This window comes from Clavibacter sp. GW821-FHT01D01 (genome assembly GCF_059422605.1).
Genome location: NZ_JBWKXC010000002.1, coordinates 97,749 through 122,965, shown reverse-complemented (window position 1 = coordinate 122,965; position 25,217 = coordinate 97,749). Strand labels below are relative to the sequence as shown.

Below are 25,217 nucleotides of genomic sequence, written 5' to 3'. Positions count from 1 at the left end.
GGGATCCCGGTTCGTGTCGTGCGCGTGATGCGCGGTGGAGTCGGTGCGGGCGTCGGTCAGCGGGCCGCGCTGGCGCGCTTCTCCTTGACCGAGGTCGCATAGACGTCGACGTACTCCTGGCCGCTGAGCCTCGAGAGCTCGTACATGATCTCGTCGGTGATGGAGCGGAGGATGAAGCGGTCTCCCTCGAGGCCGGCGAACCTACTGAAATCTAGCGGCTCGCCGATGACCACACCAATCCGGCGGACCTTGGGGATCCGCGTGCCGATGGGCATGACCTTCTCGGTGTCGATCATGGCGATCGGGATGACCGGCACCTCGCCCTCGAGGATCATGCGGGCCACCCCCGTGCGTCCGCGGTACATCTTGCCGTCGGGGCTGCGGGTGCCCTCGGGGTAGATGCCGAGCATGCGCCCCTCGGCGAGCACGCGGAGGCCCGTGTTGAGCGACGCCTCGGACGCCTTGCCGCCGGAGCGGTCGATGGGCAGCATGCCCGTGGCGGTGAAGAACATCTTGGTGGCCCAGCCCTTGAGGCCCGGACCCGTGAAGTAGTCGCTCTTGGCGAGGAAGACGAGGTTCCGGTCCACCAGCAGCGGCAGGAACACCGAGTCGATGAAGGAGAGGTGGTTGCTCGCGAGGATCACGCCGCCCTTGGCGGGGATGTTCTCCAGGCCCGTCACCCAGGGGCGGAACGTGCTCCGCAGGAGGGGTCCGGCGACCAGGTTCTTCATGAACCAGTAGAACATCGGGTGGCCACCTTCCGGGCGGGGTCGTCGTCCAGCATAGCCAGCGGCGCCGCGTCCGCCGGCAGCGGCCGGCCGACGGGCGGCGGTGTCGCGTGCGGTCGGCTCAGGCTCCGTGGCGCAGGGCCCCGGCGTGACGCCGGGCGAGGTCCGCCGCGCCCACCACGCCGGCGTCGTTGACGAGCTCCGCGATCCGGAACTCCGGCTCGGGGTGGTACCCGCGGGCGGGCAGGTGCGCGAGGTAGGCCTCGCGGATGGGGTCGAGGAGCAGGTCGCCCGCCTGGGCCACCCCGCCGCCGATGACGAACATCTGCGGGTCGAGGATGGCGCCGATGCTCGCGGCCGCCTCCCCCAGCCAGCCGCCGAGGCGTCGGAGGGCGAGGAGCGCGCCGGGGTCGCCGGCCTGGATCAGGTCGCTCACGTCGTGGCCCGTCAGGGTCCCCACCTCGCGGCGACGCGCGGCGAGCCCCTCGCCGTGGGTGCCGCCGAGGTCGGCCAGCTCGTCGGCGGTGCGGAGCAGCGCGCGGCCCGAGCCGTACTGCTCGATGCAGCCGCGGGCGCCGCAGCCGCAGGGCAGGCCGTCCGGCACGACCCGCATGTGCCCGAGCTCGGCGCCGGCGCCGAAGCCGCCGCGGAACAGCCGGTCGTCGGCGACGATGGCGCCGCCCACCCCCGTGCCGATCGTCAGGGTCACCATGTCGCTGACGAGGCGGCCCGCGCCGTAGCGGAACTCCGCCCAGCCGGCGGCGTTGGCGTCGTTCTCGATGACGATGGGCAGGTCGATCCGGCCGCGGAGCTTCTCCCGCACCGGCTCGTTGCGCCAGTTGATGTTCGGGGCGTAGTAGACGGTGGACTGCGCGGCGTCGATGAAGCCCGCCGCGGCCACGCCGACCGCCACGACGTCGGGGTGCTGCGCACGCAGCCGCTCCACCATGCCGACGACCGCCTCGACGATCGCGTCCGGGCTGCTCGCCTCGGTGGGCGTGCGCTCCTCCGCGGCGATGACGCCGAGCTCGTCGACCACGGCTCCCGCGATCTTGGTCCCGCCGATGTCGATCCCTATTGCATGCACGTGGCGGGCCCTTCCTCATCGTCTCGCCTGTCGATCCTAGTGAGGCGCCCGACGCCCCCGACCGGGGACGAGCGCGCCGGAGCCGCGCGCCCTTAAGCTGGTCCCATCCATTTCCGGTACCGAAGGAGCTGCCGTGGAACAGCACACCATGCCCGCCGTCGTCGAGGCCAGACCCGACGACAACATCACCGATGTCCTGGTGCACCGCGTGAGGACGAGCCCCGACGCCCCGCTGTTCGCGCTGCCGGACGGGAAGGGCGGGTGGAGCGACGTCACGGCGGCCGAGTTCCACCGCCAGGTCGTGGCCCTCGCGAAGGGACTCGTCGCCGCGGGCCTCCAGCCCGGCGAGCGGATCGGCATGATGTGCCGCACGCGCTACGAGTGGACGCTCGTGGACTTCGCGGTGTTCTTCGCGGGCGGCGTCCTCGTCCCGGTCTACGAGACGTCCTCCCCCGGCCAGGTGCACTGGAACCTGCAGGACTCCGGCAGCGTCGCCGTGATCCTCGAATCCGCTGAGCACTTCTCCCGCTTCGACGAGGTCCACCCGGAGCTGCCGGACGTGCGGCACGTGTGGCAGATCGACCTCGGCGACCTGGACAAGCTCGCCGAGCAGGGCGTGGACGTGCCCGACGCCGAGATCGAGCGCCGGCGGAACATCGCCGTGGGCTCGGACATGGCGACCCTGATCTACACCTCCGGCACGACCGGGCGGCCGAAGGGCTGCGTGCTCACCCACGCGAACTTCGTCGAGCTGGCCCGGAACGCCGAGGTCGCGATGGAGGAGGTCGTGCGCGTGGGCGCGTCGACCCTGCTGTTCATCACGACGGCGCACGTGTTCGCGCGCTTCATCAGCATCCTCAACGTGCAGGCCGGCGTGAAGACCGGGCACCAGGCCGACACCACGCAGCTGCTCCCGGCGCTCGCGTCCTTCCAGCCGACCTTCCTGCTCGCGGTGCCGCGCGTGTTCGAGAAGGTCTACAACTCGTCGGAGCAGAAGGCGGAGGGCGCCGGCCGCGGGAAGGTCTTCCGCAAGGCCGCGGAGGTCGCCTACGCGCACTCCGTCGCGATCGACGCCGGGAAGGTGCCGCTCGCGCTGAAGCTGCAGTTCAAGGTCTTCGACGCGCTCGTCTACTCCAAGATCCGGCAGGCGATGGGCGGGCGCGTGCGGTTCGCCGTGAGCGGCTCGGCGCCGCTCGGCCTCCGGCTCGGCCACTTCTACCGCTCGCTCGGGCTCACGATCCTCGAGGGCTACGGCCTCACCGAGACCACGGCGCCGGTCAGCGTCAACCTCGTCAAGGGCTTCCGCATCGGCACGGTGGGCCCGGCTCTCCCGGGCGTGTCCACCCGCATCACCGACGAGGGCGAGATCGAGGTCAAGGGCGTCAACGTCTTCGACGGGTACTGGCAGGACGAGGAGGCGACCGCCGCGGTCTTCGACGACGGCTGGTTCCGGACGGGCGACCTCGGCAGCTACGACGCCGACGGGTACCTCACGATCACGGGCCGGAAGAAGGAGATCATCGTCACGGCCGGGGGCAAGAACGTGGCCCCCGCGGCGCTCGAGGACCCGATCCGCGCGAACCCGCTCGTCGGGCAGGTCGTGGTGGCGGGCGACCGCCGCCCGTTCATCTCCGCGCTCATCACGCTCGACCCCGAGATGCTCAAGGTCTGGCTCGGCAACAACGGCCAGGACCCGGCGCTGACGCTGGAGCAGGCGTCGCAGAACCCGGCGGTGCTCGCCGAGGTGCAGCGCGCCGTCGACGCGGCCAACGCGACGGTGTCGCGCGCGGAGTCCATCCGGAAGTTCGTCGTGCTGCCCGTGGAGCTCACCGAGGCGGCGGGCCACCTCACGCCGAAGCTCAGCATCAAGCGCCAGGTGGTGCTGGACGCCTTCGGCGACGTCATCACGCGCATCTACGAGGCGGCGCCGAACACGGAGGGGCACTCGCTGGTGCACTGAGCGCGCCCGAGCGGGTGCGCGGGCCGACCGGTCAGAACCAGTCGGACTCGCGCACCTGCTTCATGGCCTCGCGTCGGCGCTGCTTGTCGAGGCGGTCGAGGTAGACGAGGCCGTCGAGGTGGTCCACCTCGTGCTGGAAGGCCTGCGCGAGGACGCCCGTGCCCTCGAGGCGCACCGGCTTCCCGTCGAGGTCGGTCCCGCTGATGACGGCCTCGGGGTGGCGCATGGTGGGGAACCAGAGCCCGGGGACCGACAGGCAGCCCTCGTCGACCAGCACGGCCTCGCCGCGCAGCTCCTCGATGACGGGATTGAGGATGTAGCCGAACGCGGGACCCACGTTGTAGCTGAACGCCCGCAGGTTGACGCCGATCTGGGCGGCGGCGACGCCGGCGCGGCCGTCCGGGCGCACGCTGTCGAGGAGGTCCTCCACGAGGGCGCGGACCCCCTCGTCGATCTCGTGGATCTCCGTGGAGACGGTCTTCAGCACCGGATCGCCGAACAGGCGGATCTGTCGTTCAGTCATTCTCTGCTTCCGTGGGTCCTCTGCGGTGGGCCGCTCAGGGTCGATCGGCTCCCGCGGGCGCATCGCCCGGACCATTCTCCCGTGCCCACTCGGCCACCGCGGACTCGACGGACAGCAGGGCGTTCTCCACGACCTCCGTGACGGCGGGATGCGGCCAGTACTGCGCGCGGGCGAGCCCCGTCACGCGGAGGCCGAGGCTCGCGGCCTGGAGCAGCGGCTGGATGAGGGCCGCCGAGTCCGACCCGATGATGTGCGCGCCGAGGAGCGTGCCGCCGTCGCGCGGGTCGACGACGAGCTTGCAGAACGACGTCGTGTCCTCGAGCGCCCAGCCCCACGCGGTGGAGGAGTACGGCTGCTCCACCGTGACCACGGGGCCCGCCGCGCGCGCCTCCGCCTCCGTGAGGCCGAACGCGCCGATCTGCGGACGGGAGAAAACGGCCTGCGGGACGGGTCCCGGCGCGCCGCCGACGAGGTCGTCCGGGTGCAGGAGGTTGTGCTGGACCACGCGGGCCTGGTGGTTCGCGACGTGCTTGAGCGAGTGCTCCGCGCTGATGTCGCCGAGCGCGAATACCCCGGGGACGGGCTCGCCGCCCGCGAGGACGCGCTGCCGGTCGTCGACCGCGACGCGACCGTCCGCGTGCAGGTCGTACCCCGCGTTCACGACGGCGAGCGTGTCGGAGTTGGGGATGCGGCCGAGCGCGACGAGGACGGCCTCCGTCTCGACGAGGTGGCCGGACGCGAGGCGCGAGCGCAGGACGGCGCCGTCGCGCTCGATCTCCTCCACCTCGCAGTCCGTGATGACGTCCCACTGCGTGCGGGCGAGCGTCGTGAAGCGCGTGGACACGTCCTCGTCGAGCGTGCCGAGGAGCCGGGAGGAGCGCGCCACCTGCGTCACGTGCACGCCCAGGTGGCTGAACACGTGGGCGAACTCCGCGGCCACGTACCCGCCGCCGACGATCAGGAGCGAGGCGGGGAGCTCGGCGATGCGCATGATGGAGTCGGAGTCGTGGATCGCCGGGTCCGGGGTGTACGCCGCGGGGAGCGGGCGCGGACGGGAGCCCGCCGCGAGCACGACGCGGTCGGCGTGGATCCGCCGCCCGCTGGCCGTCACGAGCACGCCGGGAGCCTCGAAGCCCACGCTCTCGCGGAGCAGGGTGACGTCCTCCATGCCGGACTCGCGCCACTCCCGGCCGCCCTCGCTGATGGCGTCGATGCGCCCGAAGACCCGGGCGGCGATGGCGGGCCAGTCGACGGCGTCCACCGTGGCGCGGAGGCCGAGCGCCGGGGCGTCGCGGGTGTCGGCCGCCAGGTCCGCCACGTGCACGAGCATCTTCGTGGGGATGCACCCCGCGTTGAGGCAGGTGCCGCCGAAGTGCTCGCCGTCGTCGACGATGAGCACCCGCTGGCCCGCGAAGCGCTCGTCGACGATCGAGTTGCCCGATCCGCCGCCCACGATCACCAGGTCGTAGCGCTCGTCCTCGTCGTGTCCCGTGCCGGTCATCCGCTCCTCTATCCCTGGTCCTCGACGACCACGAGCAGGTCGCCCGCGTCGACCTGCTGCGTGGTGGGCACCGCGAGGCGCGCGACGCGTCCCGCGACGGGCGACGTGATGGCCGCCTCCATCTTCATGGCCTCGATGGACGCGACCGCCTGGCCAGCCGCGACGACGGCGCCCTCCTCGACCTTGAGCGTCACGACGCCCGAGAACGGCGCCGACACGTGCCCGGGCCGCGACGGGTCGCCCTTCTCGGCCGCGACGGTGGTGACCGCGATGCGGCGGTCGCGCACGAAGACGGGACGGAGCTGGCCGTTCATGACGACCATGACGGTGCGCATGCCCGACTCGTCCGCCTCGCCGACCGCCTCGAGGCCGATGAGCACCTCGACGCCGCGGCCGATCCTCACGGCGTGCTCCTGGCCGGGGCGGAGCCCGTGCAGGTAGTCGTCGGTGTCGAGGACCGACAGGTCGCCGAACAGCTCCCGGATGGTCTCGAACTGCTCCGTCGGCTGCGGGAACAGGAGGCGGTTGAGCGTCCGGCGCCTGGCGGCCCCGGGCACCTCGAGCGCCCCGCGGTCCTCGGCGGTGAGCGGCGTCACGCCGATGCGCACGTCGCGGCCCTGCAGGACGCGGGTGCGGAAGGGCTCGGGCCAGCCGCCGGGGAGGTCGCCCAGCTCGCCCGCCATGAAGCCGACGACGGAGTCGGGGATGTCGTAGTCCTGCGGGTTCTCCGCGAAGTCGTGCGGGTCGGCTCTCGCAGCGGCGAGCTGCAGGGCGAGGTCGCCCACCACCTTCGAGGACGGGGTGACCTTGGGGATGCGGCCGAGGATGCGGTCGGCGGCGGCGTACATGTCCTCGATGAGCTCGAAGTCGTCGGCGAGGCCGAGGGCGATCGCCTGCTGCCGCAGGTTCGACAGCTGGCCGCCCGGGATCTCGTGGCGGTACACCCGCCCCGTCGGACCGGGGAGCCCGGACTCGAAGGGGCGGTAGAGACGCCGCACGGCCTCCCAGTAGGGCTCGAGGTCGCTGACCGCGTCGAGGGAGAGGCCCGTGTCCCGCTCGGTGTCGGCGAGGGCGGCCACCAGCGCCGAGGCCGACGGCTGGCTCGTGGTGCCCGACATCGGCGCGCTGGCGACGTCGACCGCGTCGGCGCCCGCGCGGCTGGCGGCGAGGAGGGTGGCGAGCTGCCCGCCCGCGGTGTCGTGGGTGTGCACGTGCACCGGGAGGTCGAACTCGCGGCGCAGCGCGGTGACGAGCCGCTCGGCCGCGGCCGGGCGGAGGAGCCCGGCCATGTCCTTGATCGCGAGGACGTGCGCGCCGGCCTGCACGCTGCGCTCGGCGAGGCCCAGGTAGTAGTCGAGCGTGTAGAGGTCCTCCGCGGGGTCGAGCAGGTTGCCCGTGTAGCAGAGCGCGACCTCCGCGACGGTGGTGCCGGTCGCGAGCACGGAGTCGATGGCGGGGCGCATGCGCTCGACGTCGTTGAGGGCGTCGAAGATGCGGAAGACGTCGACGCCGGTGGCGGCGGCCTCCTGCACGAAGGCGTCGGTGACCTCGACCGGGTACGGCGTGTAGCCCACGGTGTTGGCCCCGCGCAGCAGCATCTGGATGGCGATGTTCGGGAGCGCCTCGCGGAGCGACGCGAGCCGCTCCCACGGGTCCTCGCCGAGGAACCGGAGGGCGACGTCGTACGTCGCCCCACCCCATGCCTCGACCGACAGCAGCTCCGGGGTGGTGCGCGCGACGTGGGGCGCGACGGCGACGAGGTCGCGGGTGCGCACGCGCGTGGCGAGCAGCGACTGGTGCGCGTCGCGGAACGTCGTCTCGGTGACGGCGAGGGCGGTCTGCGCGCGCAGGGCCTCGGCGAAGCCGCGCGGGCCGAGCTCGAGGAGGCGCTGCCGGGATCCCGCGGGGGCCGGCTGCTGCAGGTCGACCGCGGGCAGCTTGTCCGCGGGGCGGACGGCCGCGGTGCGGGGGCCGTTCGGCTGGTTCACCGTGACGTCGGCGAGCCAGTTGAGGATCTTCGTGCCGCGGTCCTTCGAGACGTTGCTGCGCACGAGGCCCGGGCGCTCGTCGATGAAGGAGGTGCTCAGGTCGCCCGCCTGGAACGCGGGGTCGTCGAGGACGCCCTGGAGGAACGGGATGTTGGTGGAGACGCCCCGGATGCGGAACTCCGCCAGGGCCCGCTTGGCGCGCGTGACCGCGGTGGCGAAGTCGCGGCCCCGGCAGGTGAGCTTCGCGAGCATGGAGTCGAAGTGCGGGCTGATCTGCGCTCCGGTCGCGACCGTGCCGCCGTCGATGCGGATCCCGCCGCCGCCCGGCGAGCGGTAGGTCGTGATCTTCCCGGTGTCGGGCTGGAAGCCCTGCGCCGGGTCCTCCGTCGTGATCCGGCACTGGAGGGCGGCGCCGTGCAGCACGATGTCGTCCTGGTGGAGGCCGAGGCCGGCCAGGGTCTCCCCCGCCGCGATGCGCATCTGCGACTGCACGAGGTCGACGTCGGTGACCTCCTCGGTCACGGTGTGCTCCACCTGGATGCGCGGGTTCATCTCGATGAAGACGTGCTGGCCCGCGCGCGGACCGTCGGTGTCGAGCAGGAACTCGACCGTGCCGGCGTTCACGTACCCGATGCTGCGGGCGAAGGCGACGGCGTGCGCGTGCATGGCGTCGCGGACGGCCGGATCGAGGTTCGGCGCGGGCGCGATCTCCACGACCTTCTGGTGGCGGCGCTGCACCGAGCAGTCGCGCTCGAACAGGTGCACGGTCTCGCCCGCGGCGTCCGCGAGGATCTGCACCTCGATGTGCCGCGGACGGAGCACCGCCTGCTCGAGGAACATGGTGGGGTCCCCGAAGGCGCTTTCCGCCTCGCGCATGGCGGCGCGGAGCGCGCCCTCGAGGTCCTCCGGCCGCTCGACGCGCCGCATGCCGCGCCCGCCGCCGCCCGCGACGGCCTTCGCGAACACCGGGAAGCCGATCCCCTCCGCCTGGGAGAGCAGCAGGTCCACGTCCCTCGACGGCGGGGTCGACGCGAGGACCGGGACACCGGCCCGCGTCGCGTGCTCCTTCGCCGTGACCTTGTTGCCGGCCATCTCGAGCACGTCCGCGCCGGGGCCGATGAAGACGATGCCGTTGTCCGCCGCGGCGCGCGCGAGGCCCGGGTTCTCCGACAGGAACCCGTACCCCGGGTAGATGGCGTCGGCCCCGGACTCGAGCGCCACGCGGATGATCTCGTCGACGTCGAGGTAGGCCCGGACGGGGTGGCCCTCCTCGCCGATGAGGTAGGCCTCGTCGGCCTTCAGGCGGTGCAGGGAGTGCCGGTCCTCGTGGGGGTACACGGCCACGGTGCGGGCGCCCAGCTCGACGGCGGCCCGGAACGCCCGGATCGCGATCTCCCCCCGGTTGGCGACGAGGATCTTCGTGAACATGGCGGGCCTCTCGTCAGACGGGCTTCGGGACCCCCGCGTTTAGGTTCTCCCAGAGTATCGACGGTAGCCTGTCACCCGTGCATGTACTCAGCGTCAGCTCCCTCAAGGGGGGCGTGGGAAAGACCACCGTGACCCTGGGACTGGCGTCCGCCGCCTTCTCCCGCGGCTTGAGGACCCTCGTGGTCGACCTCGACCCGCAGGCCGACGTGTCGACCGGCATGGACATCCAGGTCGCCGGCCACCTCAACGTCGCCGACGTGCTCGCCTCCCCCAAGGAGAAGATCGTGCGCGCGGCCATCGCCCCCAGCGGCTGGACCAAGGGCCGCACGGGCACCATCGACGTCATGATCGGCAGCCCGTCCGCCATCAACTTCGACGGCCCGCACCCCAGCATCCGCGACATCTGGAAGCTCGAGGAGGCCCTCGCGAACGTCGAGGCCGACTACGACCTCGTGCTCATCGACTGCGCGCCCTCGCTCAACGCCCTCACGCGCACCGCGTGGGCCGCCAGCGACCGCGTGACGGTCGTCACCGAGCCCGGCCTCTTCTCGGTCGCCGCCGCGGACCGCGCGCTGCGCGCCATCGAGGAGATCCGGCGCGGACTCTCGCCCCGCCTGCAGCCCCTCGGCATCATCGTGAACCGGGCGCGCGTCCAGTCGCTCGAGCACCAGTTCCGCATCAAGGAGCTCCGCGACATGTTCGGCCCGCTCGTGCTGAGCCCGCAGCTGCCCGAGCGCACGTCGCTCCAGCAGGCGCAGGGCGCCGCCAAGCCGCTCCACGTGTGGCCCGGCGAGAGCGCGCAGGAGATGGCGCGCAACTTCGACCAGCTCCTCGAGCGCATCATGCGCACCGCCAAGATCGGCGACTACGCGGAGAACGCCGCCCGCTGATCCGCTCCGACCCGTGCGGGTCGGCCTGCGGGGTCCTGCCGTCCGGCGCGCTCGTCGCGTCGGCGCGAGGAGGCACGTCCGGAGCATGGGGGCACCCGCGCCGAGAGCGCTGCCACGGAACGACCGCGCTGCGAGGCGGCCGCGCTCTCCAGGGACCCCGCGGCCCCGGTAGGGCCTAGGAGGCCTTGACGGCCCGTCGTGCGGCGAGCTCGTCGGTGGGGTCGACGGTCTGCGTGTCGATCTCGACGAGGCTGTGCTCCACCTCGCGGAGGACCTTGCCGACGGCGATGCCGAACACGCCCTGGCCGCGGCTGACCAGGTCGATGACCTCGTCGTTGCTGGTGCAGAGGTAGACGCTGGCGCCGTCGCTCATGAGGGTGGTCTGCGCCAGGTCGACGACGCCGGACTCGCGCAGCTGGTTCACCGCGGTGCGGATCTGCTGGAGGGAGATGCCGGTGTCGAGGAGGCGCTTGACGAGCTTGAGGACGAGGATGTCGCGGAACCCGTAGAGGCGCTGCGTGCCGGAGCCGGAGGCGCCGCGGACGGTGGGCTCGACGAGGCCGGTGCGTGCCCAGTAGTCGAGCTGGCGGTAGGTGATCCCCGCGGCGCGGGCGGCGACGGCGCCGCGGTAGCCGGCGCCGGCGTCCATCTCGGGGAGGCCGTCGGTGAACAGCAGACCGAGGTCGTATCTCCCGGAGTCCGGGGTGGAGTCGCTCATCGTTCTGCCTTCCACCCCTCGGCGTCCGCCCCCGTGGGGTGCGCGCGCTGCTCGGGTCGGTTCGTCGGGATCGTGCTCTCACGGTAGCGGGGCCCGCGGGCCCGATCAACGACATCCGGCGGAAGCGCCCGGCGTGTCGTCCCGGCGCTCCGCCACGCCCCCCGCGGGGGCGCGCATCGACCGGTCCCGCCGGACCGGTCCGACGTGCGGATCGTCCCGTGCGGACACGTCAGTCTACGGGCCGGTCGCCCGGGCGCCAGGCCGATCAGGAGGAGAGGCGGCCGAGCGCGGAGCGGATGAGGCTGCCCCGCACGACCTCCAGCTGGGTCGCGATCTCGCGGGCGAGCTCCGCCGCATGCGCGCGGCTGGACGCGTCGCGGCGCCGGGACACGGGGACGAGCGCCGACTCGATGAGGCTCAGCTCCCGCTCCGCGGCCTGGCGGAAGCCCCGGAGGTGGCGCGGCTCGATGCCGGTGCGCTGCAGCTCGACGAGCGCGCGCATGACCTGCACCGCCTCCTCGCCGTACACCTCGGCGGGCACGAGCACGCCCGCGGTGATCGCGTCGCCGAGCAGCGGGGCGGTGGCTCCCGACTCGCGGACGAGCTCCGCCCTGCTGTAGCGCCGCTCCTGGTCGAGCATGGAGACGGGGGGCGTGGTCGCGCCGCCGGGCAGGGCCGGCGACAGGCCGGCGTCGAGGTCGCGCAGGTAGGAGCGGATGACCTTGAGCGGCAGGTAGTGGTCGCGCTGCATGCCGAGGACGGTCCGCAGCCGCTCGACGTCGGCCGGGCTGAACTTGCGGTAGCCGGACTCCGTCCGCGACGGCTGGACGAGCCCCTGCTCCTCGAGGAAGCGGAGCTTGCTGTTGGTCAGGTCGGGGAACTCCGGCGTCAGGCGCGCCAGCACCTGTCCGATGCTGAGGAGACCGGGGGTGCGGGCGGGCGTCGACCGGGCGGCGGACGCCGGCACTACTCGGTCGTCCGGCCGACAAGGTCGGTGCGGGACGCGTAGAACGTGAGGCGGAACTTGCCGACCTGGACCTCGGCGCCGTCCTGGAGCAGGGCGGTGTCGATGCGGACCCCGTCGAAGTAGGTGCCGTTGAGGGAGCCGAGGTCCTTCACCTGGAACGAGGTCCCCTGGCGGATGAACTCCGCGTGACGGCGCGACACCGTCACGTCGTCGAGGAAGATGTCGGCGTCCGGGTGACGGCCGGCGACCGTGACGTCGGCGTCGAGGAGGAAGCGCGCGCCCTGGTTCGGACCGCGGCGGACGACGAGAAGGGCGGAGCCGGAGGGCAGGGCCGTGACGGCGTCCTTCTCCTCGGCCGAGACCGCGCCGTCGAGGCCCGCGAGGGCCGCTCCCAGCTCGTCGCGGAAGGTGGCCGTGGTGTCCGTGCTCGTGTACTGCTCGGGCACGCGCGTGGCGCCGTGACCGTCTTCGCGTCCATCCATGGTCGTACCTCCTGTGACCTGACAGCGTAACGGATCGGACACGGCCGGGACCACGGCGGGATCGCCCCGGGCGTGGCCCCGACCCGGCTCAGCGAGAGGCCGGGCGCGGCTCGTCGCCGGACCCCGCGGAGCGCGTGACGTCGGCCTCGAGCGCCTCGGCGGGCGCCTCCAGCCGGGCCCCGTGCTCCGCGCCCATGCTCGCCTCGTCGAAGGGGTCGCCGCCGCCGAGGACGAGGGCCACGCGCTCCGCGTCGATGCCGCGGGTCCAGGTGCCGATGAGCAGCGTCGCCACCGCGTTGCCGGTGAAGTTCGTGAGCGCGCGCGCCTCGGACATGAAGCGGTCGATGCCGACGATGAGGCCGACGCCGTCCACCAGGTCGGGGCGGTGGGACTGGAGCCCGCCGGCCAGGGTCGCGAGGCCGGCGCCCGTGACGCCCGCGGCGCCCTTGGAGGCGATGATCATGAAGACCAGCAGCGACACCTGCTCGCCGATGGCCAGCGGGCTGCCGAGGGCGCTCGCGATGAACAGGGACGCCATGGTCAGGTAGATGGCCGTGCCGTCGAGGTTGAACGAGTAGCCCGTGGGGACCGTGATGCCGACGACCGGGCGCGAGACGCCGACGTGCTCCATCTTCGCGATGAGCCGGGGCAGTGCCACCTCGGACGACGACGTGGACACGATGAGCAGGTACTCGCGGCCGAGGTAGCGCATGAGCTTGAAGATGCTGACGCGGGCGACGAACCACAGCAGCGGGCCGAGGACCGCCACGATGAACAGCGCGCAGGTGACGTAGAAGCCGATCATGAGGGTCGCGAGGCTGATGACCGCCTGGAACCCGGTGGCGCCGACGACCGCGGCGATGGCGCCGAACGCGCCGATCGGGGCCACCCACATCACCATGCTGAGGATGCGGAAGACGAGGACCTGGATGTTGCGGATGCCCTCGAGCACCGGCTCGCCGCGCTTCCCGAGCTGCTGCAGCGCGAAGCCGACGAGCAGCGCCACGAACAGCGTCTGCAGGATGCTGCCGGAGGTGAGCGAGGAGAGGAGCGACGTCGGGATGATCGAGAGGAGGAAGTCCTTCTCGCCCGTCGCCTCCGTCGAGCCCTCCGGCGCGCGCAGGCCGCTGAGGTCGAGGCCCTCGCCCGGGTGCACGAGGTTGCCGACCAGCAGGCCGATGGCCAGCGCGAACGTCGACATGACGATGAAGTAGAGGAGGGCGAGGCCGCCGACCCGGCCCACCGTCGCGGCCTTCGCGACCGAGCCGACGCCGAGGACGATGGTGCAGAAGATGATGGGCGCGATCATCATCTTGATGAGGGCGACGAAGGCGTCGCCGACCGGCTTGAGCGCCACTCCCGTCTCGGGGGCGACGAGCCCGACGGTGACGCCGAGGAGGACCGCCAGGATGACGGCGATGTAGAGGTAGTGCTGGCGGTCCAGGCGGCGGAGCGCGGCGATGGGGTTGGTCATGGGACGTCCTTGTCTCGTGAGCGGCGCCGGCGCACGGGGTGCGCCAGGCGGTCCTCGTCAGGATGTCCCACGCTCGGGGCCCGGCCGTCGTTGTGTTCATAATGTTCCTGCCGGGGTGCCGGCCGCGGACGCGAGGAGGCAGCATGTCGCGAGGCGCGCTGCCCGGCCCCGCACGCGACCCCCGCTCCCGACGGCCGCGCCTCCCCCGCGGCATCGCCGCCCGGCTCCTGGTGGTCCAGCTCGGGGTCCTCCTCCTGGTGGCCGTGGTCGCGACCGCGGCGCTGTGGGCCGACTCCCGGCAGCGGGCCGAGCAGTCCGCCGCCGACCGGAGCCTGGCCGTCGCCATCACCGTGGCCGACTCGCCCCGGGTCGCGGAGGGGCTCGCGTCGGCGGACCCCACGGCCGCGCTCCTGGGCTACTCCCGGGACGTGACGCGCGACACCGGGGTGGACTTCGTCACGATCATGGACCGCGACACCGTGCGGGTGACGCACCCGGACCCCGACGAGATCGGCCGGCGGTACCTCGGCACCACCGGTCCCGCGCTCGCCGGGCGCACGATGACCGAGACCTACACGGGGACGCTCGGGCCGAGCGTACGGGCCGTCGTCCCCGTGCGCGACGCGGACGGGGGCATCGTGGGGCTGGTGGCGGCCGGGGTCACCGTCGAGCGCGTCTCGGAGGTCCTCGCGGCGCGCCTGCCCGGGCTCATCGGGACGGTCGGCGCGCTCGCCCTCCTCCTCGCCGCGGGGGCCGTCCTCCTCAGCCGGTCGCTCGCGCGCACCACCTGGGGACTCGGACCCGAGGAGATGGCCCGCATGCTCGCGTACTACGAGTCGGTGCTCCACTCGGTCGGCGAGGGCATCGTGCTCGTCGACCGGGACCGGCGGCTCGTGCTGCACAACGACCAGGCGGCCGAGCTGCTGGACCTCGACGTTGATCCCTCCGCCGGTCCCGTCGAGGTCGGGAGCCTCGGCCTGCCCGCGGCGATCGGGCGGCTGCTCGCCGAGGGCACCACGGCGGACGAGGTCGTGCACCTGCCGTCCGGGCGCGTCCTCGTGGTCACCCAGCGGCCCGCGCTGCCGACGGGCCGGACCGGGAGCGCCGCGCGCCTCGGGACGGTGACGACGCTCCGGGACCGGACGGAGATCCAGCGCCTGTCGGGCGAGCTGGCGACGCTGCGGACGCTCTCCGACGCCATGCGCGCGCAGACGCACGAGTTCGCGAATCGGCTGCACACCATCGTCTCGCTCATCGAGCTGGAGCGACCGCGCGAGGCGCTCGCGCTGGCGGCCTCCGAGCTCGAGACGGACCGGCGCGCGTCCGAGGGCGGTCTCGCCGAGGACGCCGATCCGGTGGTGCGGGCCCTGGTGCGCGGCAAGGCCGCCCAGGCCGCCGAGCGCGGGGTGGAGCTGACCGTGCGCGTCGCCGACGGCACCGGCGACCCGGGGGTGCCCGCGACCGAGCTGGTGACCGTCGTCGGGAACCTGGTCGACAACGCCATCGACGCCGCCGCGGACCCCTCCGTCGCCACGGCCCGGGGCGTGGACCGCGGCCGCGTGGAGCTGTCGCTGTCGCGGACCACCGCGGGGGCGCTCGTCATCGAGGTGGCGGACGACGGGCCGGGGGTGGATCCCGGGATCCGCGCGCGCGTCCTCGAGTTCGGGGTCACGACCAAGACGGGCGACGACGGGCCGCGCGGGGTGGGGCTCGCGCTCGTCGCGCGCTCGGCCGCGCGGCTCGGCGGGCGGGTCGAGGTGGCGGACGCGGACGCGCGGCTGGGCGGCGCGCGCTTCCGCGTCGTGCTGCCGGCCGACGCGGACGCGCGAGACGGCGGGGTGCGGGCGTGATCCGCGTGCTGGTCGTCGACGACGACGTCCTGACCGCGGAGGCGCACGCCGCCTACGTGGGTCGGCTCGACGGCTTCCTCGTCGCGGGGGTCGCCCACACGGGCGGCGAGGCCCTGCGGCTCGTGGCGGACGCCGGGCCCGACGGGATCGACCTGGTGCTCCTCGACATGACCCTCCCCGACATGCACGGCCTCGAGGTCTGCCGTCGGCTGCGCGCCGCCGGGCGGGCGACCGACGTCGTGGCGGTGACGGCCGTGCGCGACCAGGCCGTCGTGCGCAGCTCCGTGACCGCGGGGATCGTGCAGTACCTCATCAAGCCGTTCACGTTCGCGGCCTTCGCGGAGAAGATGGCCGCGTACGTCGGCTATCGCGAGGGGCTCGGGGCCGGGAGCGGCAGCACGACGCAGCTGCAGGTCGACCGGGCCCTCGCGGCGCTCCGCTCCCCCGCGTCCGACGCACGGCTGCCGAAGGGCATGTCGGCGGAGACGCTGGACCTCGTGCGCGGCATCGCGCGCGCGGACGGCCCGGTCGACGGCGCGGCCCCCCGGGAGGGCGCGCGCGCGGCCGAGGGCGTGTCCGCCGCCGAGGTGTCCGGTGCGCTCGACGTGTCCCGCGTGACGGCCCGGCGGTACCTCGAGTACCTCGCGGACGTCGGCCAGGTCGAGCGCGTGCCGAGATACGGGACGCCCGGCCGCCCCGAGCTCGGGTACCGCTGGACCCGCTGAGCCCACCCGGCGCGGGGTGCGACGGACGGCCCGCGACGGGATCCGCCGCGACCCGTGACGATGTCACCGCCCCGTGCGAGTCTTCGGTGCATGAGACGCACGATCCTCCCCCCGTACCTGCTGACCCGCCTCGCCGAGGCCGACCCCGACCGGGTGTCCGCCGCGCGGCAGGCCGCGCGCCGCGCCCTCCGCGACCAGGGGCCGCTCATCCACGACCGCCGCGGGCCGGGTGCCCTGCCCGACTCCGCGGCGCTCGCGGAACGGGACCCGTCGGGGATCCACCGGACCGTGTCGGACGCCCAGAACCGCGAGGAGCTGCCGGGCCGGACGGTCCGCGTCGAGGGCGCGCCCGACATCGGCGACGCGCAGGTCGACGAGGCCTACGCCGGGCTCGGCGCCACCTACGCGCTCTTCTCGGAGGTCTACGGCCGGGCCTCGCTCGACGACCGCGGCCTGCCGCTGCTGGCGACCGTGCACTACGGCGAGGAGTACGACAACGCGTTCTGGGACGGCACGCGCATGGTCTTCGGCGACGGGGACGGCGAGGTGTTCGCGCCCTTCACGCGCTCGCTGACGGTCATCGGCCACGAGCTCGCCCACGGCGTCACGGAGCTGACCCTCGGCCTCGTGTACCAGGGGCAGTCGGGCGCGCTCAACGAGTCGATCTCGGACGTGTTCGGCGTGCTCGTGGAGCAGCACTCGCTCGGGCAGACCGCCGACCAGGCGGACTGGCTCGTCGGCGCGGAGCTGTTCCTCGACCGGTCGACCGGGCTCGCGCTCCGCTCCATGCGCGCCCCGGGCACCGCGTACGACGACGACGTGCTCGGGAAGGACCCGCAACCCGGGCACATGGACGACTACGTGGAGACCGCGGAGGACAACGGGGGCGTGCACGTCAACTCCGGCATCCCGAACCGCGCGTTCTTCCTCGCGGCCACCGCCATCGGCGGGCGGGCCTGGGAGGGCGCGGGGCGGGTCTGGTACGACGTGATGGTCGCCGGCACCGTGCGGCCCGACTGCGACTTCCCGCGGTTCGCCCGGGCCACCGTGGACGCGGCGACGGCGCGGTACGGTGAGGGCGCGTCCGAGGTCGCCGCGATCCAGGCGGCGTGGGAGGGCGTCGGGATCGAGGTCTAGGTGGAGATCGCCGTGTCGCGCACGGGCGGGATGGCGGGCATGACCCGCACCTGGTCGGTGCGCGTCGACGCCGCCGCGGACGACCGCGCGGACTGGGACGCGCTCCTCGACGAGTGCCCCTGGGACGCGCCGTCCCCGCCGAGCCCGGGAGCCGACCGCTTCGTCTACCTGGTGCGCGCGGGCGACCGCGAGGCGCGCCTCGGCGAGGCGGCGGTCGACGGCCCCTGGCGTCGGCTCGTCGACCGGGTGCGCGATGCCTCCCGTGGCACCCTGGGAGCATGACGCCGCCCCCCTTCGACGACGACCGCTACGGAGAGGACGTGCTCGCCCCCGGCTGGCGCGGGCCCGCGAAGGCGGCGCCCCGTCCGCAGGACGCGACGCGCGACCTCGTGGTCGAGGAGCTGTCGACGGGCTTCTGCGGCGCGATCGTGCGCGTCGAGTCCGGCATGGTCGTGCTCGAGGACTTCCGGCGGAAGCAGCGCACGTTCCCGCTCGGCGGCGCGTTCCTCCTCGAGGGCGAGCCCGTGGCCCTGCGCGCGCCCCGCGCGGCGCCGACGGGCCCCGCCCGGACGGCATCCGGTTCGCTCGCGGTCGCCGACGCCCGCGCCCGCGTCGCGCTCCCCAGCCGCATCTTCGTGGAGGGCCGGCACGACGCCGAGCTCGTGGAGCGGGTGTGGGGCGAGGACCTGCGGATCGAGGGCGTCGTCGTCGAGTACCTGGAGGGCGTCGACCACCTCGACGAGGAGCTCGACCGCTTCCGGCCCGGGCGCGGTCGCCGCGTGGGGGTGCTCGTCGACCACCTCGTGCCCGGCTCGAAGGAGAGCCGCATCGCCGAGTCCGTCGCCCGCGGGCCGCACCGCGCGCACGCGCTCGTGGTGGGCCACCCCTACGTCGACGTCTGGCAGTCGGTGAAGCCCGGGCGCCTCGGACTGCGCGAGTGGCCGGTGATCCCCCGGAACGTGGAGTGGAAGCACGGCATCTGCGCGGCGCTCGGCTGGCCGCACGCGGAGCAGGCGGACATCGCCCGGGCGTGGCAGCGGATCCTCGGGCAGGTGCGCTCCTACCAGGACCTGGAGCCCGCGCTCCTCGGCCGGGTGGAGCAGCTCATCGACTTCGTCACGGATCCCGCCGGGCGCTGACGGCGCGGGCCGGCGGCGGCGCCGTCAGCCGAGGCCGGGAACCCGACGCGCGTCGAGGAGCGCCCGGATCCGCCCGGGACCCGCGACGCGCGCACCCCGGGCCTCGACGCGCGCGGCGAGCCCGCGGTCTGCCGTGACCACCACGACGTCGCGTCCGGCCTCACGGGCCGCGGTCGCCACGCGCACGATCTCGCCGTCGCCGTCGGCGGGCGCGGCGACCACCGCGACCCCCGGAGCCCGCAGCGTCGGGGATGCCGGGTCGGTCATCGGCGCCGCGGGCAGGGACGCCCCGCGCGCGTCGCCCTCGACCACCGCGACGACGTGGGGCCACCGGACGTGGCCCGGGAGGCCGAGCTCGGCCGCGGGCAGCCCGTCGCGCGCGAGGGCGTCGAGCTCGGCGAGGAGGCGGGTCGTGGATCCGACGCGGTCGCGCCACCACCCGTCCGGCCGGGACCCGAGCAGGTTGGCCGCGTCGACGACCAGGGTGACCTCGCGCGCGAGCTCGTCGCGCAGCATGGGCCAGGCCCCGCCGAAGCCGGGATGCAGCGGCAGCGCGCCCACCTCCTCCACCGGGACCCAGCGGAGGGCGATGCTCTCGGCGTCCGCGACGCGGGGCTCGAAGGGACGGAGGACGCGGGCCGTGACGGTGGTGTAGCTCCAGAAGCCGAGGTCGAGGACGGTCGCGAGCACCGGCCGGATGCCCGCGGGTGGGACCCCCGCCTCCTCGGCCGCCTCACGCGCGGCGCCGTCGACCGCGGACTCGCCCGCGTGGCGGGCGCCGCCCGGCAGACCCCACGTGCCGCCGTGGTGGCTCCACGCGACACGGTGCTGGAGCAGGACGCCGCGATCGGGGTCGTGCACGAGGAGGCCCGCCGCGCCGAACGCGCCCCAGTGGCGCTGCCCCTCGGGGCCCTCGACCCAGGCGTCGCCGCTGTCGCGCGGGGTGCCGAGCGGAGGCTGGGGTGGACGCTCGGCGGTCATGGACCCACCATCTCACGCGCTCCTCCGGGTAGCGTTCGAGGATGTCGTGCATCAGGTTCACCACCGCCGCGCAGCTCGAGGCCCTGCACCGGACGGCGCCCGCCGTCCTCACCGCGGAGCAGGCCGCGGCCCTGCATCCCGCACCGGAGGTCACGCCCAGCAAGATCCGCCGGCTGCGCCTGCTCGCCGAGCACCGCGACCCGAAGGTGCGGGAGAGCGTCGCCAGCAGCCGTCACGCGCCGCTCGACGTCCAGCAGGCGCTCGCGCACGATCCCGACGAGGGCGTGCGCTCGTGCCTCGCTCGCAACCCGACGGCGCCCCCGAGCGTGCTCACCGTGCTCGTGGGCGACACGTCGGAGCGCGTGCGCTCGTGGCTCGCCGTCAACGACGCGACGCCGCCCGCCGCCGTGACGATGCTGGAGTGCGACGAGTCGCCCGCCGTGCGCGACCTGCTGCTGTGGCGCGACGCCCACATCCAGCGGCCCGTCGAGCCGGCGCCGGCGGAGATCCTGGCCCGCTGACCGGAACCGTCCGGGACGCGTCAGGCGCGGCCCTCCGCGACGTCGCGCGCCTTCGCCGTGCTGCGCCGGTCGCCCGGGTAGTGCACGGGCCGCATGCCGAGCACGATCTTGCCGCGGGCATGGCGTCGCTCCAGGTCGTCGAACGCGTCCTGCACCTCGGCGAGCGGGTAGAAGCCGGACACCAGGACGTCCACCTCGCGCTTGGCGGCCAGCTCGGCGACCGTGGCGAGCGTGCGCGATCGGTGCACGTCGTCCTCCTCCACCGGCGGCAGGACCGCCTCGAGCTCGATCTCGCGGCGGGCGTCGCTGGAGCTGAAGCGGTTGGCGGGGATGCCGAGCTCCTCGGCGACCTGCTCGCCGCCGCCGAAGTTGTCGATGAAGCCCTGCACGCCGTTCGGGGCGGCCGCGCGGATGCGGTCGGCCAGGCCGTCGCCGTACACGACGGGCGTGACTCCGACCTGCCGCAGGTAGTCGAAGTTGCGCTCCCCGCAGGTGCCGATCACGCGGGCGCCGCGGCGCTTGGCCAGCTGCGCCTCGATGCTCCCGACGCCGCCTGCCGCGGCCGACACGACGAGGGTGTCGCCCTCGCCCGGCTTGATGGCCTGGAGGACGTCGTGCGCCACGAGGCCCGCGAGGAAGAGGCCCCCGGCCACCTCCCACGGGAGCTGCGCGGGCTTCGGGACGACGTTGCCGGCGGGCACCACCACGTGGGTCGCGTGCGCCGCCATGACGGTGTGGCCGAGGACGTCCTGCCCCTTGCGGAAGCGGGTCACGCCCTCGCCGACCGCGGCGATGCATCCCGCGAAGTCGCTGCCCTGGCCGTTGGGGAAGGACGTGGGGACCTCGTCCGGGAACCGGCCCTGGCGGATGTACGCCTCGATGTGGTTGATGCCGGCCGCGAAGACCTCCACCAGCACCTCCCCGGGCCCGGGCGACGGCCGCGGGACGTCGACGACCTCGAGGACGTCGACGCCGCCGAATGACCCGAACTGCACCTGCTGGCTGGTGGATCGCGATGAAGGGCTCATGGCCGTCATCCTGCCGTCCCGGGACGCGACGCGCGAGGACGCGGAGGTGATCGTGAGACCTCGTTCGTACACTGGATGCGACGGGGATGCCGGGAGTCGGCCGCGATCGGAGAGCTGTGCAGAGGATCCTCGGTGCCGTGCGCCTGGTCGCCGCCCTCGTCGTGGTCGCCGCCCTCGTCGCGGACTTCGACTACGTGCAGGGGTTCACGACCTTCGCGGCCGAGAACTGGTTCAGCTACTTCACGACGCAGAGCGGCATGGCCGGTGCCGTCGTGCTCGCCGCCTCGGGGATCCACGCGCTCCGCGGGGGCGTCGAGCCGCCGCTGATGGCGGCCGTGCGGGCCGTGGTGCTCAGCTACGTCGTGGTCTCCGGCGTCGTGTTCGGCCTCATCGTGCTGGAGTCGAGCGCGCAGGCGTACTACGTCGAGGTGCCGTGGTCGAGCCGCCTGCTGCACTTCGTGATCCCCGCCTACGCGCTCCTGGACTGGACCCTCGCCCCCGGCCGGCCGCGCGTCACCTGGAAGGCCGTCGGGTGGGCCATGCCCTTCCCCCTCGTCTGGTGCGCGTTCACGGAGATCCGCGGCCCGCGCGTCGGGTGGTACCCGTACTTCTTCCTCGACCCCGCGCAGGTGGGGGTGCCGTTCGAGATCACGGCGTGGCTGGCGCTCGTCGCGGGCGTGCTGGCGGGCGTGACGACGACCGTCGTGGCGCTCAGCCGCGTGCGGGCGGCGCGGGGTGCGGCGTCGGGACCGCCGGCTGCCGCCGGTGCGGGCATGCCCGCCGAGCGCCGATCCGGCGCCGCCGGTGCTGCCGCGCAGGGGCCGTCGGACGAGCCCGGTGCCGCGGGGACCGGCGCCCCGGACGCGGACGGCGCGACCGTCGACCCGCTGCCGGCGGCCGCGCGGGCGGACCGCTAGCGCACCGGTCGTCGGATCGCGCGCGGGTGGGATCGGGCGCGGACGGGACCGGGCTACGGCGCCGGCGTGGACGTGCCGGAGGGCGCGGTCGTCGGCGCGTCGGTCGGCTCGCCGGTCCCCGTCCCGGTCTCCGTCCCCGTCTCCGGCGGCAGGAGCTCGGGATCCGCGAACGGCGCGAGCGTGCGCAGCGCCGCCGACCGAACCGCGTCGTCGTCCATCGCCGCCACCCGCTCCGCGGCCGCCGCGCCGACCTCGGCCATGAGGACGGGCTCCCCGGACACGGGCATGAGGTTGTACCAGCGCGTCGAGCTGCCGCCCGCGTCGGTGGAGGTCCAGACCGTGGCCGTCGTCGACCAGAACGGCTCGGCGAACCGCAGCCAGATCCGGTCGGCGCTGCCGGATCCCAGCGCGCGGATGGCGGTCGCGTGCGCGGCCGGCAGCGCGGGCTCGAACGCGATGGAGCCCTCCTGGAGGACCCCGAGCGGCACCGTCACGACCACGCGGTCGACCGACAGCGACTCCCCGGATCCGAGGCGCAGCCCCACCGGGCCGTTGCCGTAGGCGACGCGGGAGACCGTCGCCTCGCGCAGCACGTCGATGTCCTGGTCGCGCAGCAGGTGCAGGACGAGGCGCGCGAACCCGCCCGTGACGGCGACGTTGCCGACGGGCGACGCCTCGTCGAGGCCCTGGGCGGCGGAGAGCTCGGACGCGGCGGCGCCGTGCGCGATCGCGACGTCCGTGGCGAGGAGTGCGGCGAGACGCGCGGCGGGCGACGCCGCCCCGTCCTCGGCGGACAGGGCGTCCGCGCCCGTCTCGAGGAGCGCGGCGGCCACGCTCGCGTCGACGGCCTGCCCCTGGGCCCACGTGCGCGCGGCCGCGAGGGCGTCGGCCCCGGCGCCGGAGGCGTCGAGGACCTCTCCGTCCGGGCCGCGGTGCTCGGGGATGAGCGCGAGGCCGTAGCGGGAGATGCCGGCCGCCTCGAGGGCGTCGCGGAGCAGGTGGTCGTCGTCGGCGGCGATCCAGAGGGCGCCCAGCTCGGCGGGATGCGGCCACTCGGTGCTCGATGCCGCGCGGATGCGGCCGCCCAGCTCGGCCCGCGCCTCGACGAGGACCACGTCGTGGCCGGCGTCGCGGAGGGCCCGGGCGGCGGCCGTGCCCGCGATCCCGGCGCCGATGACGGCGACGCGCTCGGATCCGGCGCCCGCGCGGTCCACCTCTCCCGCCGCCCGGAGGCCCGACGCGTAGGCGCCCGCGACGGTGCCCGGTCGGTCGGCGCTCGTGGCCTCGCCGGCGAAGAAGACGCGGTCGTCGACGGGGCGGGCGAGGGCCTCGCGGTCGGCCGCGGTGGCGCCGGGACGGAGGAAGCTGCCGGATCCGCGCGCGAAGGGGTCGCCGGTCCAGTCGGACCGCGCGAAGGCGATCGGCTCGGGCAGCCCGGCGGCGCCCACGGTGGGCGTCGGGGTCGGCGTGGCGGAGGGCGTGGCCGTGGGGGTCGCCGGCACGGGGGTCGTCCGCGTGCACGCCGCGAGGCCGAGGAGCGAGAGGCCCGACGCGGACGCGGTGAGGAGGGTGCGGCGGGAGATCGACATGCTCGGGCCAGCGTACCGGGGAGCCGTCGCCTAGGGTCGGGGGATGGCATCCGTCGACCCGCTGATCCCGGCCCCGGCCGGACCGGCGTCCGTCCGCGTGGACAGCTGGCTCTGGGCGGTGCGCGTCTACAAGACCCGGTCGCAGGCCACGGCCGCGTGCCGGGCGGGCCACGTGCGGGTCGGCGACGAGCGCGCGAAGGCGTCGCAGGCGGTCCGGCCGGGCGACGAGGTGCGCGTGCGCGTGGCGGGCGCCGAGCGGATCCTCGTGGTGCGCCGCACGCTCGTGAAGCGCGTCGGCCCGTCGGTCGCCGCGGAGGCGCTCACGGACCTCACTCCGCCGCCGCCGCCGCGCGAGGCCGCGCCCGCCGGCGTCGTGCGCGACCGCGGGGCGGGGCGGCCGACGAAGCGCGACCGGCGCGAGATCGAGCGGCTGCGCGACCCGGACGGCGCCCGCGGGCGCTGACCCGCTCCGTCCCGAGGGGAGGCGGGCTCGAGTCCCGGGACGGCGCGCGACGCAGCCGCGGCGCGGATCCCCCCTAGAGTCCCGCGGCGGCAGCCCGGCGCGCGTGCGCCAGCTCGGTGAGGATCCGAGCCCGCAGCCCGTTCGACCGCTCCGCGAACGCACGCTGCTCGGCGGCGTAGCGGGCCTTGCCGGCCGGCTCCTCGATGCGGACGGCCTCGAGCCCCAGGCCCGAGACGTCGTAGGGGCTCGCGCGCATGTCGAGCGAGCGGATGTCGCGCGCCAGCTCGAACGCGTCGAGGAGCAGCTCGCCGGGCACCAGCGGACCCAGCTTCGTGGCCCACTTGTAGACGTCCATGCCGGCGTGGAGGCAGCCGGGCTGCTCGAGGTCGGGCTGCGTCTCGCGCGTGGGCGCGAGCGCGTTCCGCGGTACGGCCTCCGGCGTGAAGAAGCGGAACGCGTCGATGTGCGTGCACGCCAGCCGGTGCGCCTCGACGACCTCGTCGGTCGCGGCCGACCCGAGCCGCAGCGGCAGCCGCTCGTGCCGCTGCTCCCCGGGGCCGACCCGGTAGACCATGGCCCACTCGTGGAGTCCGAAGCACGAGAAGCGGCCGGGGCGGGCGGCGGTGCGGGCGAGGATCCGCTCGACGAAGGACGCCGTGGACCCGCGCGCCGCGAGGTACGCGGACGCGTCGACGTGCACGCCTCCGGGCAGGCCCGCGCTGCGGTCGGCGGCGTACCAGCGCCACCCCGCGCGCTCGTCGCCGGCGCCGTCGGCGAGCACGGCGCCCGCGCCCGGGTGCCACCGCCGCAGGTGCGAGGGCTTGTGGGGGTAGTAGGTGAAGAGGAAGTCGTCGACCTCGTGGGTGCGGCCCGCGAGGCGGCGTGCGCGGAACCCGGCGGAGAGGGCGTCGGCCCGCTCGGCGTGGCGGGCGGCCCGGTCGCGCCAGGAGGCGGGATCCAGCACGGCCGGCAGCGGTCGGTCGGCCGCCCCGGGAGCCGGGTCCGGATCCGGGTGCGGGGCCGGGGGCCGGGCGGCGGTCTCGGGGGCCGTGGTCATCCGTCGAGGCTACCTCCGCGGGCTCGGCGGGCCGGCGCCTCGCGTCCCGGATCGGGCCCCGGCG

The 25,217-nt window shown here is 74.5% G+C and carries 23 protein-coding genes; 10 read left to right on the top strand and 13 right to left on the bottom strand.

All coding sequences use genetic code 11. The features are described from left to right. Positions 1-56: 56 nt before the first annotated feature. Together AC07VC_RS04285 and AC07VC_RS04280 are read right to left on the bottom strand one after the other, a co-directional pair. The gene (locus AC07VC_RS04285) at positions 57-746 is read right to left on the bottom strand and encodes a lysophospholipid acyltransferase family protein (RefSeq protein WP_494676034.1); all 690 of its coding nucleotides are present in this window, start codon (positions 744-746) and stop codon (positions 57-59) included. A gap of 103 nt (positions 747-849) precedes the next feature. Next, a complete protein-coding gene (locus AC07VC_RS04280; RefSeq protein ID WP_317228937.1) occupies positions 850-1,815 on the bottom strand; it encodes an ROK family glucokinase in 966 nt (321 codons plus the stop codon). A 133-nt stretch (positions 1,816-1,948) separates the two neighbouring features. Here AC07VC_RS04280 and AC07VC_RS04275 point away from each other — a divergent pair, with 133 nt between their 5' ends. After that, complete coding sequence (locus AC07VC_RS04275) at positions 1,949-3,775, top strand: AMP-dependent synthetase/ligase (protein ID WP_494676035.1); 1,827 nt, start codon at positions 1,949-1,951, stop codon at positions 3,773-3,775. Between the two features lie 31 nt (positions 3,776-3,806). Here AC07VC_RS04275 and AC07VC_RS04270 read toward each other — a convergent pair whose 3' ends face one another. Genes AC07VC_RS04270 through AC07VC_RS04260 form a run of 3 tightly spaced genes read right to left on the bottom strand, consistent with a single transcriptional unit; the run spans position 3,807 to position 9,215 of the window. After that, positions 3,807-4,298 (bottom strand): peptide deformylase, encoded by a 492-nt coding sequence (locus tag AC07VC_RS04270; RefSeq protein ID WP_317228935.1) that lies wholly within the window; start codon positions 4,296-4,298, stop codon positions 3,807-3,809. Between the two features lie 34 nt (positions 4,299-4,332). Continuing rightward, a complete protein-coding gene (locus AC07VC_RS04265; RefSeq protein WP_494676036.1) occupies positions 4,333-5,799 on the bottom strand; it encodes a mycothione reductase in 1,467 nt (488 codons plus the stop codon). Positions 5,800-5,807: 8 nt separating this feature from the next. Next, on the bottom strand, positions 5,808-9,215 hold the full coding sequence (locus AC07VC_RS04260) for a pyruvate carboxylase (RefSeq protein WP_494676037.1): 3,408 nt from the start codon (positions 9,213-9,215) through the stop codon (positions 5,808-5,810). Between the two features lie 77 nt (positions 9,216-9,292). Between AC07VC_RS04260 and AC07VC_RS04255 the strand changes: the two genes are divergently transcribed. Then, positions 9,293-10,105: a ParA family protein gene (locus AC07VC_RS04255; protein ID WP_045528295.1), complete on the top strand. Its 813-nt coding sequence runs from the start codon at positions 9,293-9,295 to the stop codon at positions 10,103-10,105. Between the two features lie 175 nt (positions 10,106-10,280). On the opposite strand, the gene AC07VC_RS04250 is transcribed toward AC07VC_RS04255, so the two are convergent. The 4 genes from AC07VC_RS04250 to AC07VC_RS04235 form a co-directional block, all read right to left on the bottom strand. Next, positions 10,281-10,823 (bottom strand): MerR family transcriptional regulator, encoded by a 543-nt coding sequence (locus tag AC07VC_RS04250; RefSeq protein ID WP_494676038.1) that lies wholly within the window; start codon positions 10,821-10,823, stop codon positions 10,281-10,283. Positions 10,824-11,088: 265 nt separating this feature from the next. Then, entirely contained in the window at positions 11,089-11,790 is a 702-nt protein-coding gene (ftsR, locus tag AC07VC_RS04245; RefSeq protein WP_317228932.1) for a transcriptional regulator FtsR, read from the bottom strand. After that, positions 11,790-12,272, bottom strand: a complete 483-nt coding sequence (locus AC07VC_RS04240; protein WP_317228931.1) for an FHA domain-containing protein — start codon at positions 12,270-12,272, stop codon at positions 11,790-11,792. The genes ftsR and AC07VC_RS04240 overlap by 1 nt, the downstream gene beginning before the upstream one ends. A gap of 88 nt (positions 12,273-12,360) precedes the next feature. Next, the gene (locus tag AC07VC_RS04235; RefSeq protein ID WP_317228930.1) at positions 12,361-13,746 is read right to left on the bottom strand and encodes a cation:dicarboxylate symporter family transporter; all 1,386 of its coding nucleotides are present in this window, start codon (positions 13,744-13,746) and stop codon (positions 12,361-12,363) included. A 143-nt stretch (positions 13,747-13,889) separates the two neighbouring features. On the opposite strand from AC07VC_RS04235, the gene AC07VC_RS04230 reads away from it, so the two are divergent. The 5 genes from AC07VC_RS04230 to AC07VC_RS04210 all read left to right on the top strand — a co-directional run bounded on the left by AC07VC_RS04230 (position 13,890) and on the right by AC07VC_RS04210 (position 18,597). Continuing rightward, on the top strand, positions 13,890-15,596 hold the full coding sequence (locus AC07VC_RS04230) for a sensor histidine kinase (protein WP_494676039.1): 1,707 nt from the start codon (positions 13,890-13,892) through the stop codon (positions 15,594-15,596). Then, a complete protein-coding gene (locus tag AC07VC_RS04225) occupies positions 15,593-16,321 on the top strand; it encodes a response regulator (RefSeq protein WP_494676040.1) in 729 nt (242 codons plus the stop codon). The genes AC07VC_RS04230 and AC07VC_RS04225 overlap by 4 nt, the downstream gene beginning before the upstream one ends. Before the next feature lie 90 nt (positions 16,322-16,411). Then, positions 16,412-17,458, top strand: a complete 1,047-nt coding sequence (locus AC07VC_RS04220; protein WP_494676041.1) for a M4 family metallopeptidase — start codon at positions 16,412-16,414, stop codon at positions 17,456-17,458. Continuing rightward, positions 17,459-17,740 carry a protealysin inhibitor emfourin gene (locus tag AC07VC_RS04215; RefSeq protein WP_317228926.1) on the top strand — a complete coding sequence of 94 codons (282 nt, stop codon included), beginning with the start codon at positions 17,459-17,461 and terminating at the stop codon, positions 17,738-17,740. Then, complete coding sequence (locus AC07VC_RS04210) at positions 17,737-18,597, top strand: DUF3097 domain-containing protein (RefSeq protein WP_494676042.1); 861 nt, start codon at positions 17,737-17,739, stop codon at positions 18,595-18,597. Before AC07VC_RS04215 ends, AC07VC_RS04210 begins: the two co-directional genes overlap by 4 nt. 24 nt (positions 18,598-18,621) lie before the next feature. On the opposite strand, the gene AC07VC_RS04205 is transcribed toward AC07VC_RS04210, so the two are convergent. Continuing rightward, entirely contained in the window at positions 18,622-19,578 is a 957-nt protein-coding gene (locus AC07VC_RS04205; protein WP_494676043.1) for an NUDIX domain-containing protein, read from the bottom strand. A gap of 41 nt (positions 19,579-19,619) precedes the next feature. On the opposite strand from AC07VC_RS04205, the gene AC07VC_RS04200 reads away from it, so the two are divergent. Then, positions 19,620-20,099 carry a hypothetical protein gene (locus tag AC07VC_RS04200; RefSeq protein ID WP_494676044.1) on the top strand — a complete coding sequence of 160 codons (480 nt, stop codon included), beginning with the start codon at positions 19,620-19,622 and terminating at the stop codon, positions 20,097-20,099. 20 nt (positions 20,100-20,119) lie between these two features. Here the strand turns inward: AC07VC_RS04200 and AC07VC_RS04195 are convergent, their stop codons facing one another. Further along, positions 20,120-21,127, bottom strand: a complete 1,008-nt coding sequence (locus AC07VC_RS04195) for an NADP-dependent oxidoreductase (RefSeq protein ID WP_494676045.1) — start codon at positions 21,125-21,127, stop codon at positions 20,120-20,122. 116 nt (positions 21,128-21,243) lie between these two features. On the opposite strand from AC07VC_RS04195, the gene AC07VC_RS04190 reads away from it, so the two are divergent. Beyond that, the gene (locus AC07VC_RS04190) at positions 21,244-22,044 is read left to right on the top strand and encodes a Pr6Pr family membrane protein (RefSeq protein WP_494676046.1); all 801 of its coding nucleotides are present in this window, start codon (positions 21,244-21,246) and stop codon (positions 22,042-22,044) included. 53 nt (positions 22,045-22,097) lie between these two features. Here AC07VC_RS04190 and AC07VC_RS04185 read toward each other — a convergent pair whose 3' ends face one another. Continuing rightward, positions 22,098-23,633, bottom strand: a complete 1,536-nt coding sequence (locus AC07VC_RS04185; protein ID WP_494676047.1) for a flavin monoamine oxidase family protein — start codon at positions 23,631-23,633, stop codon at positions 22,098-22,100. 43 nt (positions 23,634-23,676) lie between these two features. Between AC07VC_RS04185 and AC07VC_RS04180 the strand changes: the two genes are divergently transcribed. Further along, positions 23,677-24,096: an RNA-binding S4 domain-containing protein gene (locus AC07VC_RS04180; protein ID WP_494676048.1), complete on the top strand. Its 420-nt coding sequence runs from the start codon at positions 23,677-23,679 to the stop codon at positions 24,094-24,096. A 73-nt stretch (positions 24,097-24,169) separates the two neighbouring features. On the opposite strand, the gene AC07VC_RS04175 is transcribed toward AC07VC_RS04180, so the two are convergent. Further along, the gene (locus AC07VC_RS04175) at positions 24,170-25,153 is read right to left on the bottom strand and encodes a 3-methyladenine DNA glycosylase (RefSeq protein WP_494676049.1); all 984 of its coding nucleotides are present in this window, start codon (positions 25,151-25,153) and stop codon (positions 24,170-24,172) included. Positions 25,154-25,217 lie beyond the last annotated feature (64 nt).